The sequence below is a fragment of the Microbacterium sp. NPDC058389 genome (assembly GCF_042722305.1).
In the GTDB taxonomy this organism is placed as follows: Bacteria; Actinomycetota; Actinomycetes; order Actinomycetales; family Microbacteriaceae; genus Microbacterium.
Genome location: NZ_JBHXJQ010000026.1, coordinates 1 through 17,433, shown reverse-complemented (window position 1 = coordinate 17,433; position 17,433 = coordinate 1). Strand labels below are relative to the sequence as shown.

Here is a 17,433-nt window from a genome sequence, read left to right as displayed (position 1 = left end):
GGAAACAAGTTCTCGATCCGCGGAAGTGATCGAGCGAACGAGGAGGATCAATGGCGAACCCCAGCCCCGGCTACTCGATCACGCTGCGCGTGCAGGCCCCCGCGAGCGTCAGCTCCACCGCCGAACTGGCCGCCGCCGTCGGCCGCGTGGGCGCCGCCGTCACCGCGCTCGACGTCGTCGAGTCGCGTCCGGACGCCCTCATCGTCGACGTCACGTGCAACACCACGAACGCGGACCACGGTGCACAGGTGCAGGAGGCGCTCGGCGCCCTCGCCGACGTGGCGGTGCTGCACACGAGCGACCGCACCTTCCTGATGCACCTCGGTGGCAAGCTGGAGATCGTGCCGAAGGTGCCGCTGCGAAACCGCGACGACCTGTCGCGCGCCTACACGCCGGGCGTCGCCCGCGTGTGCCTGGCGATCGCCGAACGCCCTGAGGACGCCCGCAACCTCACCGTCAAGCGCAACACGATCGCCGTCGTCACCGACGGCTCGGCGGTCCTCGGCCTCGGCAACATCGGCCCGGCCGCCGCGCTGCCGGTCATGGAGGGCAAGGCCGCGCTGTTCAAGCAGTTCGCCGACGTCGACGCCTGGCCCGTCTGCCTCGACACGCAGGACACCGACGAGATCGTCAAGATCGTGAAGGCGATCGCCCCCGTCTACGGCGGTGTCAACCTCGAAGACATCGCGGCGCCGCGCTGCTTCGAGATCGAGGCCCGTCTGCGCGAGGAGCTCGACATCCCCGTCTTCCACGACGACCAGCACGGCACCGCCATCGTGACGCTCGCCGCGCTGCAGAACGCGCTGCGCGTCGTCGGCAAGCGGCTCGCCGACGCGCGCATCGTCGTGTCGGGGGTCGGCGCGGCCGGCTCCGCCATCATCCAGCTTCTCAAGGCGGAGGGCGCGGAGCACATCGTCGCGGCCGGTCGCTCGGGCATCATCCACGCCGGCGAGCAGTATGACGACGAGCACCGCCGCTGGCTCGCGGCGAACACCAACGCTCACGGCGTCACGGGCAGCCTCGCCGACGCCCTCGTCGGCGCGGACGTCTTCATCGGCGTCTCGGCGCCGAACGTCATCGGCGAGGCCGAGGTCCGCAGCATGGCCGCCGATGCGATCGTGTTCGCCATGGCCAACCCCGACCCCGAGATCGATCCCGTCCTGGCGACGCGCCACGCCGCCGTCGTCGCCACTGGGCGCAGCGACTTCCCGAACCAGATCAACAACGTGCTGGCGTTCCCCGGGTTCTTCCGCGGCCTGCTCGATGCCCATGCCGTCGACATCACGCCGGCCATGCTCGTCGCGGCGGCCGACGCCATCGCCCGGCGCGTGTCGGACGACGAGCTGCACGCCAGCTACATCATCCCGAGCGTCTTCGACCCGCTGGTGGCGGGCGACGTCGCCGCCGCCGTGGCCGCCGCCGCGCACGCGGATGCCGAGGCCGCCGAGCAGCGCGACCTCGCGCGCTCCGCCGCCTGATGACCCGCCCCTGAGAGGAGCCCCCCATGTCCATCGTCATCCGTTCCGCAGAGGCGCCCGAGCGCGCCGGCGAGATCCTCACGCCCGAGGCGCTCGCGTTCGTCGAGCAGCTGCACGACAGGTTCGCCGCCCGCCGCGACGAGCTCTTGGCCGCCCGTCGCGTGCGGCGCGACGAGGTCGCCCGCACGGGCACGCTCGACTTCCTGCCCGAGACCGCCGGCGTGCGCGCCGGGGACTGGACGGTCGCGCCGGCGCCGGCGGCCCTGCAGGACCGTCGCGTCGAGATCACCGGCCCGGCATCGCCCGCCAAGATGGCGATCAACGCCCTCAACTCCGGCGCCAAGGTGTGGCTCGCGGACCTCGAGGACGCGTCGACGCCGACGTGGTTCAACGTGGTGGACGCGCTGCTCACGCTGCGCGACGCCGCGCGCGGCACGCTGGCGTACACGTCTCCCGAGGGCAAGGTCTACGCGCTGCGCGAGGATGCTCCGCTCGCCGTCGTGGTGGCGCGTCCGCGCGGCTGGCACATGGACGAGAAGCACGTCGAGGTGAACGGCCGTGACGCCGTCGGCGCGTTCGTCGACTTCGGCCTGCACTTCTTCCACACCGCGAAGCAGCTCCTGGAGAACGGGCAGGGACCGTACTACTACCTGCCCAAGACCGAGAGTCACCTCGAGGCGCGGCTGTGGAACGACGTGTTCGTGTTCGCGCAGGACGCGATCGGAATCCCCCAGGGGACGATCCGTGCGACGGTCCTCATCGAGACGATCCCGGCCGCGTTCGAGATGGACGAGATCCTCTACGAGCTGCGTGACCACGCGGCGGGCCTGAACGCCGGTCGCTGGGACTACCTGTTCAGCATCGTGAAGTACTTCCGCGACGCGGGGGAGTCGTTCGTGCTGCCCGACCGCGCGGACGTGTCGATGACGGCGCCGTTCATGCGCGCTTACACCGAGCTGCTCGTGAAGACCTGCCACCGTCGTGGCGCCTTCGCGATGGGCGGCATGGCGGCGTTCATCCCGAACCGCCGCGAGCCCGAGGTCACGGAGGCCGCGTTCGAGAAGGTGCGCGCCGACAAGACGCGCGAGGCCGACGACGGCTTCGACGGCTCATGGGTGGCCCACCCCGACCTGGTGCCGATCTGCCGTGCCGTCTTCGACGCGGTGCTCGGCGACAGGCCGAACCAGCTCGACCGACAGCGCCCCGAAGTCGAGGTGACCGGCAGCCAGCTGCTCGACGTCGCGTCGGCGCCCGGAGCGGTCACCGAGACCGGCCTGCGCACCAACCTGTACGTCGCGATCGCGTACATCGCGGTGTGGCTGTCGGGCAACGGCGCGGTCGCCATCCACAACCTCATGGAGGATGCCGCCACCGCCGAGATCTCGCGGTCGCAGGTGTGGCAGCAGATCCGCAACGGCGTCGTCCTGGCCGACAGCGGCGAGACGGTGACGCGCGAGCTCGTGCGCCGCATCCTCGCGGAGGAGACCGCACGCTTGGAGGGCGAGGTGGGCGCGGACCAGTTCGAGCGCTACTACCGCCCGGCCGCCGACCTCGTCGCCGACATCTGCCTGTCGGAGGAGTACACCGACTTCCTCACGACGCCGGCGTACGACCTGGTGGTCGCGCGATGACGGAGCGCCTGCTGGCACCGGGCGATCTCGCCGAGCTCGACCGCTTCCTCGCCGCGACCGACCGGATGCTGGCCGAGCGGTTCCCCGGCGACGACGGCTCGCGTCAGCCCGTGCACACCGTGTACGTGCCGGCCGATCGCTACACGCCGGCGCTGCCTTCCGAGTGGGGGGCGACCGCGCTCGCCGCGGTCGAGGCCCAGGGCGGCATGGCGGCGGTCGTGCGCGAGCTCGGCGTGCCCGAGGAGTTCGCCACCGATGTCGCGACCCTCGTCGGGGCCAAGCTCCGCACCGAGCCCATCGAGGACCTGCGCCTGGACTTCGAGGACGGCTACGGCGATCGGGGCGACGAGGCGGAGGACGCCGACGTGCGTCGCGCGGCCGCGCAGATCCTCGCCGCCGTGGATGCGGGCGTCGCGCCCGCCTACATCGGCATCCGGTTCAAGTGCTTCGAGGAGCCGACCCGGGCGCGCGGCATCCGCTCGCTCGATCTGTTCCTCGCGACGCTGCTGGACGCCGGCGAGCTACCCGACGGTCTGGTGCTGACGCTGCCGAAGGTGACGACGGTCGCGCAGGTCGAGGCGATGGCGCACATCTGCCACCGCTTCGAGGAGCACTACGGGCTCCCCGGAGGCCGTGTGCGGTTCGAGGTGCAGGTCGAGACGCCGCAGCTCATCCTCGGTCCCGACGGCACGTCGCCGCTCGCCGCGGCCATCCACGCCGCCGAGGGACGCGTGAGCGGTCTGCACTACGGCACGTACGACTACAGCGCCTCGCTCGGCATCGCGGCCGCGTACCAGTCGATGGAGCACCCGGCCGCCGACCACGCGAAGAACGTGATGCAGGTCGCCGCCGCGCAGACGGGCGTGCGCCTGTCGGACGGCTCGACCAACATCCTCCCCGTAGGCGACGACGATGCCGTGCGCGCCGCCTGGCGGCTGAGTGCGCGCCTCACGCGCCGGTCGCTGGAGCGCGGGTACTACCAGGGCTGGGATCTGCACCCGGCACAGCTGGTGCCGCGATTCGTCGCGAACACGCAGTTCTACCGCGAGGGGCTCGCGTCGGCGACGACGCGGCTGCGCAACTACGTCCACCGCGTCGAGAGCGCGGTGATGGACGAGCCGGCGACGGCGCGCGCGCTCGCCGCGTTCGTGCTGCGCGGCATCGCCTGCGGCGCGGTGACCGAGGCCGAGGTCCGGGATGCCGCCGGCATCGACCTCGCGGCGCTCACCGTGCTCGCCCATCCGAAACTGGACACGACACCCGTCACGACCGAGGAGCCCGCATGAGCTACTACACCCCACAGGGCGGCCTGCCGCCGCAGTCCGACCTGCTGACCGACCGCGCCGTCGTCAAGCTCGCGTACACCTTCATCCCGAAGGGCGTGCTGCGCGACATCGTCACGTCGAGCCTGCCGGGCTTCACCGGCACGCGGGCGTGGATCCTGGCGCGGCCGACGCCGAGCTCGGCGACGACGTTCTCGCAGCTGATCGTCGAGATCGCCCCGGGCGGCGGGGCCGCGAAGCCCGAGCCCGAGGCGGGCGTCGAGGGCGTGGTGTTCGTCACGGCCGGCGAGCTGACGCTCACGCTCGAGGGCGAGGAGCACGTACTGGGCGCGGGCGGCTACGCCTTCCTCGCGCCGGGCGCGGAGTGGTCGCTCGCCAATCGCGGCTCCGAGCTCACGAGCTTCCACTGGATCCGCAAGGCGTACGAGTGGCTCGAAGGCGTGCCGGCGCCGGCGTCGTTCGTCACGCGCGACCAGGACATCGAGCCGGTCGCGATGCCCGACACCGACGGGGTGTGGGCGACCACGCGCTTCTCGGACGCAAGCGACATGGCCCACGACATGCAGGTCAACATCGTGACGTTCCAGCCCGGCGGCTCCATCCCGTTCGCCGAGACGCACGTCATGGAGCACGGCCTGTTCGTGCTGCAGGGCAAGGCCGTGTACCGGCTCAACGACGACTGGGTCGAGTGCGAGGCGGGCGACTACATGCTGCTGCGCGCATTCTGCCCGCAGGCCTGCTACGCGGGCGGGCCGGAGCCGTTCCGCTACCTCCTGTACAAGGACATGAACCGCCAGATCCGGCTCACCTGATCCGGCGGGGAGCGAACGGGCGGGCGCCTTCGGGTGCCCGCCCGTTCGGCGTTCGCGGGCAGGGGAGCCGGTGGGGGATGCCGCATCCGAGGGTTGACGGCATCCACGATCTGTTCTACTCTTTTCATATCGCAGAACTTAGATTCCACGATTCGGAATCACTCGGACTGACAAGGAAGTCTCATGAGCGACACGACCCGCTACACGGTGAACTGCTCGATCCTGCTGACGCAGCTGCCGCTGCACGAGCGTCCCGCCGCCGCGAAGGCCGCCGGGTTCGACGCGGTCGAGTTCTGGTGGCCGTTCGCCGAGGCCGTGCCCGCCGACGCCGACGTCGACGCTTTCGTCGCGGCCGTCGAGGGCGCCGGCGTGCAGCTGACGGGCCTCAACTTCTTCGCGGGCGACATGCCCGGCGGCGACCGCGGCCTCGTCTCATGGGTCGGCCGCGAGGACGAGTTCGCCGCCAACATCGGCGTCGTGGTCGAGATCGGCCGCCGACTGGGCACGAAGGCCTTCAACGCGCTGTACGGCAACCGCCTCGACGGCGTCGACCCGGCTGCGCAGGACGACCTCGCGGTGCGCAACCTGGCCGCCGCCGGACGCGCGGTCGCCGAACTCGACGGCATCGTGCTGCTGGAGCCGGTGAGCGGCACCCCCGCGTACCCGCTCACGACGGCCGCCGACGCGCTGGCGATCATCGAGCGCGTGCGCACCGAGCACGGCGTCGACAACGTGCGCCTGCTCGCCGACTACTACCACCTCGCCGTCAACGGCGACGACGTGCCCGCCGTCATCGCGGGCCACGCCGCCGACTTCGGCCACATCCAGATCGCCGACGCCCCCGGCCGCGGCGAGCCCGGCACAGGCGACTTGCCGCTCCGGCAGTGGATCGCCGACGCACAGGCGCTCGGCTACGCCGGCGTCGTCGGCCTGGAGTACAAGACCGACGCCGCCGACCCGTTCGCGTGGCTCCCCGCCGCCGAGCGCGACTACGCCGCCACCCACTGAGGCGCGGGCGCCGGCATCCCCCTCTCCCTCGATACGCAAGGACCACAACAATGAGCAACGTCGCCGTCATCGGTCTCGGGATCATGGGCCTGCCCATGGCCAAGAACCTCGTCACCGCCGGGTACACCGTCACCGGATACAACCGCAGCCAGGACCCGATCGACGCACTCGTCGCCGCGGGCGGCCGGGGCGCCGGCAGCATCGCCGACGCCGTGAAGGACGCCGACGTGATCATCACGATGGTCCCCGACTCGCCCGACGTCGCCGGCGTCGTGCGCGGCGAGGACGGCGTCTTCGCCAACGCGAAGCCCGGTGCGCTGTGGATCGACAACTCGTCCATCCGCCCCGACGTCGCCAAGGAGCTCGCCGACGAGGCCGTCGCCGCCGGCTTCGGCGCCGTGGACGCCCCCGTCTCGGGCGGCGAGCAGGGCGCCATCGACGCCGTGCTGTCGATCATGGTCGGCGGCACCGCCGACGACTTCGCGAAGGCCGAGCCCGTGCTCAACGCGATCGGCAAGACGATCGTGCACGTGGGACCCGTGGGCGCCGGCCAGACCGTCAAGGCCGCCAACCAGCTCATCGTCGCCGTCAACATCCAGGCGCTCGCCGAGGCCGTCGTGTTCCTCGAGGCGTACGGCGTCGACACCGACGCCGCCCTCACGGTCCTCGGCGGCGGTCTCGCCGGATCGAAGGTCCTCGACCAGAAGGGCCAGAAGATGCTGAACCGCGACTTCGCGCCCGGCTTCCGCCTCGCCCTCCACAACAAGGACCTGGGCATCGTCACCGCGGCCGCACGCCAGGCCGGCATCACCGTCCCGCTCGGCTCGGCCGTCGCCCAGCTCGTGACCTCCCTGGTCGCGCGCGGCGACGGCGGGCTCGACCACTCAGGCCTGTTCAAGCTCACCGCCGAGCTGTCGGGCCGCGACTGAGCGTTTCGCCCGCTCACTCAACGACTCATACTTAGGAGCATCATCATGACTCGCATGCGTGCCGTCGACGCCATCGTGCAGATCCTGATCAAGGAGGGCGCCGACGAGGCGTTCGGCCTCCCGGGCGCTGCCATCAACCCCCTGTACTCCGCGATGCGCGCCCACGGCGGCATCCGCCACACGCTCGCCCGCCACGTCGAGGGCGCGTCGCACATGGCCGACGGCTACAGCCGCACCGGCGACGGCCGGATCGGCGTGTGCCTCGGCACCTCAGGCCCCGCCGGCACCGACATGATCACCGGGCTGTACGCCGCGATCGCCGACTCCATCCCCATGCTGTGCATCACCGGTCAGGCTCCGGTCGCCAAGCTCGACAAGGAGGACTTCCAGGCCGTCGACATCGCGTCGATCGCGAAGCCGGTCACCAAGTTCGCCAAGACGGTGCTCGAAGGGGCGCAGGTGCCCGGCGCCTTCCAGACCGCGTTCCAGATCATGCGGTCGGGCCGCCCCGGTCCGGTGCTCATCGACCTGCCGTTCGATGTGCAGATGACCGAGATCGAGTTCGACATCGACACCTACGAGCCGCTTCCCGTGGCCAAGCCGGCCGCCACCGCGGCACAGGCCGAGAAGGTGCTCGACATGCTCGTCGCATCGGATCACCCGGTGATCATCGCCGGCGGCGGCATCGTCAACTCCGGCGCCTCCGCAAAGCTCGTCGAGCTGGCCGAGACCCTCGGCGTGCCCGTCGTCCCCACACTGATGGGCTGGGGCGCGATCGCCGACGACCACCCGCTGGCCGCGGGCCTGGTCGGCATCCAGACGTCGCAGCGCTACGGCAACGCGAGCTTCCTGGAGTCGGACTTCGTGCTCGGGATCGGGAACCGCTGGGCGAACCGCCACACCGGAGGCCTGGACACGTACCGCCGCGGTCGCACTTTCGTGCACGTCGACATCGAACCGACCCAGATCGGCCGGGTCTTCGCGCCCGACTACGGCGTGGTCTCTGACGCCGGTGCCTTCATCGACGCGCTGCTCGCCGCAGCCCGCGACCGTGTCGCCGAGCTGCCCGACTACCACGGCTGGGCGCAGGAGTGCCGCGACCGCAAGGCGCGCCTGCAGCGCAAGACCAACTTCGACGACGTGCCGATGAAGCCGCACCGCGTCTACCAGGAGATGCTCGCGTCGTTCGACCGCGACACCACCTACGTCACCACGATCGGCCTGTCGCAGATCGCCGGGGCGCAGCTGCTGCACGCCTACGGCCCGCGCAAGTGGATCAACGCCGGTCAGGCGGGACCCCTGGGATGGACAGGTCCGGCCGCACTCGGCGTCGTGCGCGGCAAGCCGGGCGAGCAGGTCGTCGCGCTGTCGGGCGACTACGACTTCCAGTTCATGATCGAGGAGCTCGCGGTCGGTGCGCAGCACAAGCTGCCGTACATCCACGTCGTGGTGAACAACAGCTACCTGGGTCTGATCCGCCAGTCGCAGCGCGGCTTCGAGATGGACTACGAGGTGTCGCTGGCGTTCGACAACGTCAACACCCCTCAGGACTCGTCCAGCATCGCCACCGGCTACGGCGTGGACCACGTCAAGGTCGCCGAGGGCCTGGGATGCAAGGCGCTGCGCGTCGAGCGTCCCGAGGACCTCGCGGCCGGCTTCGCCGAGGCGCAGCGCCTGCGGGACGAGTTCCAGGTGCCTGTGGTCGTCGAGGTCATCCTCGAGCGCGTCACCAACATCGCCATGGGCGCGGACCTCGACACGATGAACGAGTTCGAAGACCTGGCCACGAGCTCGCAGGACGCCCCCCAGGCGATCTACGCGCTGCTCGACTGAGAACCTCCCGCCGAAGGCCGACCATGCGCATCGTCATCGCTCCCGACAAGTTCAAGGGCTCCTTGGACGCGGCCGGCGTCGCACGCGCCGTCGCCGACGGCTTCCGGGCCGTGCGCCCGGAGGCCGCGGTCGACCTCGTGCCCGTCGCCGACGGGGGAGAGGGCACGCTCGACGCGGCCTTCGGCGCCGGCTTCGAGCGCCGAACCGCTGTCGTCACCGGACCCACCGGCGAGCCCGTCTCGGCGGACTGGGGTCTGCGGGGCGACGAGGCGGTCATCGAGATGGCCCTCGCGTCCGGCCTCGCCGTCCTCCCCGGCGGCATCCGCGATGCACGGGGCGCGACCAGCCGCGGCACGGGCGAGCTCATCGCGGCAGCGCTCGACGCCGGCGCGCGGCGCATCGTGCTCGGCGTCGGCGGCAGCGCCGGCACCGACGGCGGTTCCGGCATGCTGCAGGCCCTCGGCCTGCGGCTCCTTGACGGCGCGGGGGCGGTGCTTCCGGGGGGCGGCGCCGCTCTCGCGCGACTTGTGACGGTGGATGCCTCGGCCCTCGATCCTCGGCTGGCCGAGGCATCCATCACCCTCGCCAGCGACGTCGACAACCCGCTGCTCGGCCCGAACGGCGCCGCCGCCGTGTTCGGGCCGCAGAAGGGCGCGACGCCCGACGACGTCGCCGAGCTGGACGCGGCGCTCGCGCACTACGCGGTGCTCCTCGCCGACGCGTTCGGCGTCACGGGTGCTGCCGATGCGCCCGGAGCCGGTGCAGCCGGCGGTGTCGGGTTCGCAGCCGTGGCCGCCCTCGGCGCCGAGCGCCGCAGCGGCATCGACGTCGTCCTCGACTTCACCGGCCTGCGCGAGCGCCTCGCCGGCGCCGACCTCGTCGTCACCGGCGAGGGCAGCATCGACGAGCAGTCCCTCGGCGGCAAGACGCCCGTGGGCGTCGCGATCGCGGCGGCCGAGGCATCCGTCCCCGGCGGCGTCCAGATCCCCGTGATAGCTGTATGCGGACGCACCACGCTCGACGACGACCAGTTGCGCGCCTCGGGGTTCGTCCGCACCTACGCCCTCGCCGCGCGCGAACCCGATCCCGAGGTCAGCATGCGCGACGCCGCGCGGCTGCTCCGCGAGATCGGCGCCGAGCTCGCGGCAGACCTCCCGGGCGGCACCGACGCCGTCCGGCCAGAACCCCTCACCGAAAGCACCACCACATGAGCGAGAACCAGACCCCCGAATACGACGTCGTCGTGCGCGGCGAGCGCATCCTCACCACCGCCGGCTTCGCCGCCCGCGAGATCGGCATCACCGACGGCGTCATCGTCGCCATCGAACCCCTCGGCCACGACCTGCAGGGGCGCGAGATCATCACGCTGCAGGACGACGAGACCCTGCTGCCCGGCCTGGTCGACTCGCACGTGCACGTCAACGAGCCCGGCCGCACCGAGTGGGAGGGCTTCGCCTCGGCGACCAAGGCCGCCGCCGCGGGCGGCGTCACCACCATCATCGACATGCCGCTGAACAGCATCCCGCCGACCGTCAACGTCGAGGCGCTCGAGCTCAAGCGCAGCGTCGCGAAAGACCAGGCGTTCGTCGACGTCGGGTTCTGGGGCGGCGCGATCCCCGGCAACACGGGAGACCTGCGCGCCCTGCACGACGACGGCGTGTTCGGCTTCAAGTGCTTCCTGCTGCACTCCGGTGTCGACGAGTTCCCGCACCTCGAGGCCGACGAGATGGAGCGCGACATGGCGGAGCTCGCGAGCTTCGACTCGCTGCTCATCGTCCACGCTGAGGACTCGCGCGCCATCGACCGCGCGCCGTCGGCCGAGGGCGATCACTACGACCGCTTCCTCGCCTCGCGCCCGCGCGGCGCGGAGAACATCGCGATCGCCGAGGTCATCGAGCGCGCCCGCTGGACGGGCGCCCGCGCCCACATCCTGCACCTGTCGTCGTCGGACGCGCTGCCGATGATCGCGAGCGCCAAGCGCGACGGCGTGCGCCTGACGGTCGAGACGTGCCCGCACTACCTGACGCTGCTGGCGGAGGAGATCCCCAACGGCGCGACCGCGTTCAAGTGCTGCCCCCCGATCCGCGAGGCCTCCAACCGCGAACTGCTGTGGCAGGGGCTCGTCGACGGCACGATCGACTGCATCGTGAGCGACCACTCGCCGTCGACGCTCGACCTCAAGGACCTCGACAACGGCGACTTCGCCGTGGCGTGGGGCGGCGTCGCCTCGCTGCAGCTGGGACTGTCGCTGGTCTGGTCCGAGGCGCGCACGCGAGGCATCCCGCTCGAGACCGTGGTGGAATGGATGTCGGCGCGTCCGGCGGCCCTCGCCGGACTCACCCGCAAGGGAAAGATCGCGCTCGGGTTCGACGCCGACATGTCGGTGTTCGCCCCCGACAGTGCGTATGTGGTCGACGTGAACAAGCTGCACCACAAGAACCCGCTCACCCCCTATGACGGCAAAGCGCTGTCGGGGGTGGTGCGCGAGACGTTCCTGCGCGGTGAGCGCGTCGACTTCGCCGAGCCGCACGGGCGCCTGATCCGCCGCGGCGCAGCCTGAGAAACACCCCGCGCGGTCGACGACCGCGCCCCCAGATGTCGGAAGAAGAGTGAGATGTCCGCAGATCCGTACGGCCACGGCCCCGAGGTCCTCGATCCCGAGGACGACCTCCGCAGCGTGATCACGACGCGCGCCCCGCGTCACCGCCCTGTCGACCCGTCGATCGCCCGCTCGTGGCTGCTCGTCCCGGGCACGCGCGCCGACGCCTTCGACGACATGGCCGCGTCCCGCGCGGACGCCGTCGTGCTCGACATCGAGGACGCGGTCGACCCGAGCAACAAGCCGCAGGCGCGGCAGGACGTCGTGGACTGGCTGCGCGACGGCGGTCGCGCGTGGGTGCGGGTCAACGACGCCGCCAGCCCGTTCTGGGCGGACGATCTGGCCGCGCTCGCCGGCATCCCGTCGCTGCTGGGCATCATGCTGGCCAAGACCGAGTCGCCCGCGCAGGTGACGAGCTCGTTCGACCGCCTCGGCGGCAACGTGCCGGTCGTCGCGTTGATCGAGTCGGCCATCGGCATGGAGGATGCCGCGCACATCGCCCGCGCCCGCGGCGCGTTCCGTCTCGCGTTCGGCAGCGGCGACTTCCGTCGCGACACCGGCATGAGCGCCGACGCCGAGGCCATGGCGTATCCGCGCGCGCGCCTCGTCGTCGCCAGCCGCGTCGGCAACCTGCCCGGCCCGATCGACGGGCCGACGGTCGGCAACAGCATGCCGACGCTGCGCGAGCAGTCCGGCATCACGGTGTCGATGGGCATGACGGGCAAGCTGTGCCTGGCCGCCGAGCAGGCGCCCGTCATCAACGAGGTCATCTGCCCGACGCCCAGCGAGGTGCTGTGGGCGCTGGACTTCCTCTCCGACTTCGAGGGGCGTGGCCGCGTCGTCCGCGACGGCAGCGACCTGCCGCGCCTCGGCCGGGCGCAGAAGATCGAGAAGCTGGCGCTCGCGTTCGGCGTCCACCCCACCTCGTGACCCCGGCACCGGCCCCACGACTCCGCTCGAAAGGACACTCCCATGGCTGACGGCATCCACCTCTCGGCAGGCGACGCCAACCCGGGCTTCGCGCTCTCGGACGCCACCGGCGCCGTCGTGCGGCCCGAGGACTTCGCGGGCCGCAGGCTCGTCGTGTACTTCTACCCGGCCGCGTTCACGCCGGGCTGCACCACCGAGGCGTGCGACTTCCGCGACAACCTCGCGTCGCTGCAGGCGGCAGGCGTCTCGGTCGTGGGCATCTCGCCCGACACCGTGGAGCGCCTGGCCGAATGGGCCGAGGCCGAGCAGCTGTCGTTCCCCCTGCTGTCGGACGCCGATCACGCCGTCGCCGAGGCGTGGGGCGCGTGGGGCCCGAAGGTCGTGAACGGCGAGGAGCGCATCGGGCTCATCCGCTCGACGTTCGTGCTCGCCGCCGACGGCACGATCGAGTCCGCCGAGTACCGCGTCGACCCCAACGGCCACGTCGCCCGCCTGCGCGAGCAGCTCGCGGCCTGAGCGCGCGGACCGTGCCCGGCGCCGGTGTGGGTGAGGCCCGCCCGCGCCGGGCTCAGCCGCGCCCGTCGTACGGCATGCCGGCGGCGGTCAGCGTCACGTCGCCGATCGCGACGTCCGGCGGCAGCGATGCCATGAACACGACGGTGCGCGCCGCCTCGGCGACGTCGAACGTCGGCTCGACCTTGAGCGATCCGTCGGGCTGGACGTGCCCGCCGCCGTGGCCGAGGTCGCTCAGCAGCGCCGTCGCCGCGTTGCCGATGTCGATCTGCCCGCACGTGATGCCGTAGGGGCGGCCGTCGAGCGCGATGGCGCGTGTGAGGCCCGTCACGGCGTGCTTCGAGACGGCGTACGCGACCGTGCGCGGGCGCGGCCGGTGCGCGGCGATCGAGCCGTTGTTGATGATCCGGCCGCCCTGGGGCTGCTGCGCCTTCATGGTGCGCACGGCGGCGCCGGCGACGAGCATGGCTCCCGTGACGTTGATGTCGAGGGTCTGCTGCCATGCGTCGAGGGCGACCTCGTCGACGGCGCCCTGCGGGCCGGGCACCCCGGCGTTGTTGAACACGACGTCGACGCGGCCGAACCGCAGGGCGGTGGCGGCGAACAGCGCGTCGACGCCGTCCGGATCGGTCACGTCCGTCACGACGAGGTGGGCGAGGGGATGCCGTCCTGCGGCCTCCTCGAGGGTTCCGGACGTGCGCCCGGCGAGGACGACGGCCCAGCCGTCGTCGAGGAACGCGCGCGCGACGGCGCGCCCGATGCCGGTGCCCGCGCCCGTGACGACGGCGACTTTCGCGGGATCCGAGGTGGGAAGCATCCGATTTCCTTCCGGAGGGTTGACAACACTCGCTCTTCGGGAGACGATATCTCATGTAATGGAAATCAAATTTCACATTACGGAAGAGCGAAGGAACAAGCAGTGAAGCTTGAAGCATTCAACCGGATCGACGCAGAAGCCGCGAGAGCCCTCGTGCGCCCGTGCGTCGACATCGATCGCTGGATCGACGCCGTGGTCGCGGGCCGTCCCTACTCCAACGTGGAGGAGGCAGTCGAGGTGGCGCGCACAGCCGCGTCACCCTGGACGGTCACCGAGATCGACGGTGCTCTCGCGCACCACCCCCGCATCGGGGAGCGCGCGAGCGGGGGGAGCGCCGAAGCGACGCTGTCGCGTTCGGAGCAGGCGGGACTCGGGGTCCAGGGCGACGATGTCGCCTCGGCCCTCGCCGCCGGGAACCGCGCCTACGAAGACAAGTTCGAGCGCGTCTTCCTGATCCGGGCCGCCGGCCGCAGCGCCGAGGAGATCCTCGGCGCTCTGCAGCAGCGGCTGACGCACACTGAAGAGGAGGAGATCCCCGTCGTGGCCGACCAGCTGCGGCAGATCGCCGTCCTCCGACTGGAAGGAATCCTCGGCTCATGAGCCAGATCACGACGCACATCCTGGATGCCGCCCTCGGAGGCCCCGCCCGCGGGGTCGCCGTCGAACTCACCCGCGGGGACGGCGCCGCGATCGCGACCGGTGTCACCGACGACGCCGGCCGGGTCAAGGACCTCGGCCCCGAACACCTCGAGGCAGGGACCTACCGGCTCACCTTCGCCGTCGGCGAGTACTTCGCCGGCACGGGCCGCGACACCTTCTATCCCGTCGTGTCGATCGACTTCTCGGTCGCCGACTCCGAGCAGCACTATCACGTACCGCTACTCATCAGTCCGTTCTCATACTCCACATACAGAGGGAATTGATGATGTCAGAGAGCACGATCGTCCTCGGCGCGAACCAGTACGGCAAGGCGGAGGTCCGCCTCGTCCGGATCGACCGGGACACCCCCCGCCACGAGATCACCGATCTCAACGTCACTTCGCAGCTGCGCGGCGACTTCACGTCGGCGCACACCGAGGGCGACAACTCGAAGGTCGTCGCCACCGACACGCAGAAGAACACGGTGTACGCCTTCGCGCGCGACGGCGTGGGCGCGCCCGAAGAGTTCCTGCTGCGCCTCGGCCGCCACTTCACCGGCGAGTTCGACTGGGTCACCGGCGGACGCTGGGAGGCCGAGCAGTACACGTGGAGCCGCATCCCCGTCGACGGCCAGGAGCACGACCACGCTTTCGTCCGTGGCGGCACCGAGACCCGCTCGACCGTCGTCACCTTCGACGACGGCGACGCCACCGTCATCTCGGGACTGCACGACCTCGCCGTGCTGAAGTCCACGGGATCGGAGTTCCACGGGTTCCCGCGCGACCGGTACACGACCCTCGTCGAGACGAACGATCGCATCCTCGCGACCTCGGTGACCACGAAGTGGCGCTACAACCGCACCGACCTCGACTTCGACGGCACCTTCGCCGACGTGCGCCGCCTGCTGCTCGAGGCGTTCGCGCAGACCCACTCGCTGGCCCTGCAGCAGACGCTGTTCGAGATGGGCAAGCGCGTCCTGGAGGCGCACCCCGAGATCGACGAGATCAAGTTCTCGATGCCGAACCTGCATCACTTCGTCGTCGACCTCGCCCCGTTCGGCCTCGACAACCCCAACGAGGTCTTCTACGCCGCCGACCGCCCGTACGGCCTCATCGAGGCGACGGTGCTGCGCGACGGCATCGAAGGCGACCACCCCGCCTGGAACGGCATCGCCGGCTTCTGCTGACCCGCAGCCGACCGGCACGCGGGCCGGGCGAGGGAGCCCGGCCCGCGGCATCCACTTCCACTTTTCTTTGCCGACGAGGAGGTCAGCAAGATGACTGCTGCGCGCAAGACCGCACAGAAGGACGCCAAGAAGGCGTCCGCCGCCGAGAACCGTCCCGAGGACGAGAAGCTCCCGATCGGGACGTCGATCGCGTTCGGGTTCCAGCACGTCCTCACCATGTACGGCGGCATCATCGCGCCGCCCCTGATCATCGGCGCCGCCGCCGGCATGAGCTCGGCCGACATCGGCCTGCTCATCGCCTCGTGCCTCTTCGTCGGCGGCCTCGCCACGCTGCTGCAGACGATCGGCATCCCGTGGTTCGGGGCCCAGCTGCCGCTCGTGCAGGGCGTCTCGTTCGCGAGCGTCGCGACCATGACCGCCATCGTCACCGGCGGAGGAGGCATCCAGGCCGTCTTCGGCGCGGTGATGGTCTCGGCCGCGATCGGCCTGCTCATCACGCCGGTGTTCTCGAAGATCATCCGGTTCTTCCCGCCCGTGGTCACCGGCTCGGTCATCACGATGATCGGCCTGTCGCTGCTGCCGGTCGCGGCCAACTGGATCATGGGCGGCAACCGCACCGCGCCGGACTACGGCAGCATGGCGCACATCGGGCTGGCGTTCGCGACGCTGCTGATCGTGCTGATCCTCTCGAAGGTCGGAAACGCTGCCATCTCGCGGCTGTCGATCCTGCTCGCGATCGTCATCGGCACCGTCATCGCCATCCCGTTCGGCATGGCCGACTTCTCGAAGGTGCTCGAGGGCCCGATCTTCGCGTTCCCGACGCCTTTCGCGTTCGGCATGCCGACCTTCGACATCGCCGGCATCGTCTCGATGATGATCGTCGTGCTCGTCATCCTCACCGAGACGACGGCCGACATCCTCGCCGTCGGCGAGATCGTGGGCGCCAAGGTCGACTCCAAGCGCATCGGCAACGGCCTGCGCGCCGACATGCTGTCGAGCCTCGTCTCGCCGGTCTTCAACTCGTTCACCCAGAGCGCGTTCGCGCAGAATGTCGGCCTGGTCGCCATCACCAAGGTGAAGAGCCGGTTCGTCGTCACCGCGGGCGGTGCGATCCTGGTCGTCCTGGGCCTGCTGCCCGTCCTCGGCCGGGTCGTCGCCGCCGTTCCGATGTCGGTCCTCGGCGGTGCCGGGATCGTGCTGTTCGGCACGGTCGCGGCGTCCGGCATCCGGACCCTCTCCAAGGTCGAGTACCGCGACAACATGAACCTGATCATCGTCGCCGCCTCGATCGGAGTCGGGATGCTGCCGGTCGTCGCCCCCGCGATCTACGACCAGTTCCCCACGTGGTTCATCACGATCTTCCACTCGGGTATCAGCTCGGCGGCCATCGTCGCGATCCTGCTCAACATCCTGTTCAACCACATCACGTGGGGGAACTCGAAGGGGCAGTCGGTCTTCGTCGCCGCGCCACCGCGCATGGTGCGCGAGGAGGAGCTGGCCGCGCTCGAGGACGGCGACCACTACCTCGGCGGCAAGCTGATCGCCGCCGACGGCAACGAGGTGCAGATCATCCCGACCGGCTCGCAGCCGGTCATCCGGCCGGCACGCGCGGCGGCGCACAAGCAGAACGCCGCCGGCGACCACTGAGCACATCTCACGCGGGGGCGGGATCCGAACGGATCCCGCCCCCCCGGAAAGTTCAAAAAAAAAAAAGAAACCAAAAAACGCAAGATAATGTAATCGTCTTATATGTAATAAAAATTATTGGGGGGGGT

Annotated in this window: 16 protein-coding genes; 15 read left to right on the top strand and 1 reads right to left on the bottom strand. The window is 70.7% G+C overall.

Annotation, left to right across the window (positions count from 1 at the left end; all coding sequences use genetic code 11):
• Positions 1-50 precede the first annotated feature (50 nt).
• The 11 genes from ACFWJ8_RS20540 to bcp all read left to right on the top strand — a co-directional run bounded on the left by ACFWJ8_RS20540 (position 51) and on the right by bcp (position 13,019).
• The gene (locus ACFWJ8_RS20540) at positions 51-1,478 is read left to right on the top strand and encodes an NAD-dependent malic enzyme (RefSeq protein ID WP_378815055.1); all 1,428 of its coding nucleotides are present in this window, start codon (positions 51-53) and stop codon (positions 1,476-1,478) included.
• Between the two features lie 26 nt (positions 1,479-1,504).
• Positions 1,505-3,109: a malate synthase A gene (gene aceB / locus ACFWJ8_RS20535; protein ID WP_378815054.1), complete on the top strand. Its 1,605-nt coding sequence runs from the start codon at positions 1,505-1,507 to the stop codon at positions 3,107-3,109.
• The gene (locus ACFWJ8_RS20530; protein WP_378815053.1) at positions 3,106-4,395 is read left to right on the top strand and encodes a DUF6986 family protein; all 1,290 of its coding nucleotides are present in this window, start codon (positions 3,106-3,108) and stop codon (positions 4,393-4,395) included. The genes aceB and ACFWJ8_RS20530 overlap by 4 nt, the downstream gene beginning before the upstream one ends.
• The gene (locus ACFWJ8_RS20525; RefSeq protein WP_378815051.1) at positions 4,392-5,204 is read left to right on the top strand and encodes a bifunctional allantoicase/(S)-ureidoglycine aminohydrolase; all 813 of its coding nucleotides are present in this window, start codon (positions 4,392-4,394) and stop codon (positions 5,202-5,204) included. The genes ACFWJ8_RS20530 and ACFWJ8_RS20525 overlap by 4 nt, the downstream gene beginning before the upstream one ends.
• Before the next feature lie 183 nt (positions 5,205-5,387).
• Complete coding sequence (locus tag ACFWJ8_RS20520; RefSeq protein ID WP_378815049.1) at positions 5,388-6,212, top strand: hydroxypyruvate isomerase family protein; 825 nt, start codon at positions 5,388-5,390, stop codon at positions 6,210-6,212.
• Positions 6,213-6,262: 50 nt separating this feature from the next.
• Positions 6,263-7,141 (top strand): 2-hydroxy-3-oxopropionate reductase, encoded by an 879-nt coding sequence (locus ACFWJ8_RS20515; protein WP_378815047.1) that lies wholly within the window; start codon positions 6,263-6,265, stop codon positions 7,139-7,141.
• 45 nt (positions 7,142-7,186) lie between these two features.
• The gene (gene gcl / locus ACFWJ8_RS20510; RefSeq protein WP_378815045.1) at positions 7,187-8,974 is read left to right on the top strand and encodes a glyoxylate carboligase; all 1,788 of its coding nucleotides are present in this window, start codon (positions 7,187-7,189) and stop codon (positions 8,972-8,974) included.
• Positions 8,975-8,997: 23 nt separating this feature from the next.
• Complete coding sequence (locus tag ACFWJ8_RS20505; RefSeq protein WP_378815043.1) at positions 8,998-10,185, top strand: glycerate kinase; 1,188 nt, start codon at positions 8,998-9,000, stop codon at positions 10,183-10,185.
• Positions 10,182-11,534, top strand: a complete 1,353-nt coding sequence (gene allB / locus ACFWJ8_RS20500; RefSeq protein WP_378815041.1) for an allantoinase AllB — start codon at positions 10,182-10,184, stop codon at positions 11,532-11,534. Before ACFWJ8_RS20505 ends, allB begins: the two co-directional genes overlap by 4 nt.
• A 54-nt stretch (positions 11,535-11,588) precedes the next feature.
• Complete coding sequence (locus ACFWJ8_RS20495; protein WP_378815040.1) at positions 11,589-12,503, top strand: HpcH/HpaI aldolase/citrate lyase family protein; 915 nt, start codon at positions 11,589-11,591, stop codon at positions 12,501-12,503.
• Between the two features lie 42 nt (positions 12,504-12,545).
• On the top strand, positions 12,546-13,019 hold the full coding sequence (gene bcp, locus ACFWJ8_RS20490) for a thioredoxin-dependent thiol peroxidase (protein ID WP_378815037.1): 474 nt from the start codon (positions 12,546-12,548) through the stop codon (positions 13,017-13,019).
• A gap of 52 nt (positions 13,020-13,071) precedes the next feature.
• On the opposite strand, the gene ACFWJ8_RS20485 is transcribed toward bcp, so the two are convergent.
• Positions 13,072-13,833, bottom strand: a complete 762-nt coding sequence (locus tag ACFWJ8_RS20485; RefSeq protein WP_378815035.1) for an SDR family oxidoreductase — start codon at positions 13,831-13,833, stop codon at positions 13,072-13,074.
• A gap of 102 nt (positions 13,834-13,935) precedes the next feature.
• Here ACFWJ8_RS20485 and uraD point away from each other — a divergent pair, with 102 nt between their 5' ends.
• The 4 genes from uraD (at position 13,936) to ACFWJ8_RS20465 (ending at position 17,305) form a co-directional block, all read left to right on the top strand.
• Positions 13,936-14,433 (top strand): 2-oxo-4-hydroxy-4-carboxy-5-ureidoimidazoline decarboxylase, encoded by a 498-nt coding sequence (gene uraD / locus ACFWJ8_RS20480; RefSeq protein ID WP_378815033.1) that lies wholly within the window; start codon positions 13,936-13,938, stop codon positions 14,431-14,433.
• Positions 14,430-14,756: a hydroxyisourate hydrolase gene (gene uraH / locus ACFWJ8_RS20475; protein WP_378815031.1), complete on the top strand. Its 327-nt coding sequence runs from the start codon at positions 14,430-14,432 to the stop codon at positions 14,754-14,756. The genes uraD and uraH overlap by 4 nt, the downstream gene beginning before the upstream one ends.
• The gene (gene pucL, locus ACFWJ8_RS20470; protein ID WP_378815029.1) at positions 14,756-15,658 is read left to right on the top strand and encodes a factor-independent urate hydroxylase; all 903 of its coding nucleotides are present in this window, start codon (positions 14,756-14,758) and stop codon (positions 15,656-15,658) included. Before uraH ends, pucL begins: the two co-directional genes overlap by 1 nt.
• A gap of 90 nt (positions 15,659-15,748) precedes the next feature.
• Positions 15,749-17,305, top strand: coding sequence for a nucleobase:cation symporter-2 family protein (locus ACFWJ8_RS20465; RefSeq protein ID WP_378815027.1), 1,557 nt, complete (start codon positions 15,749-15,751; stop codon positions 17,303-17,305).
• Positions 17,306-17,433 lie beyond the last annotated feature (128 nt).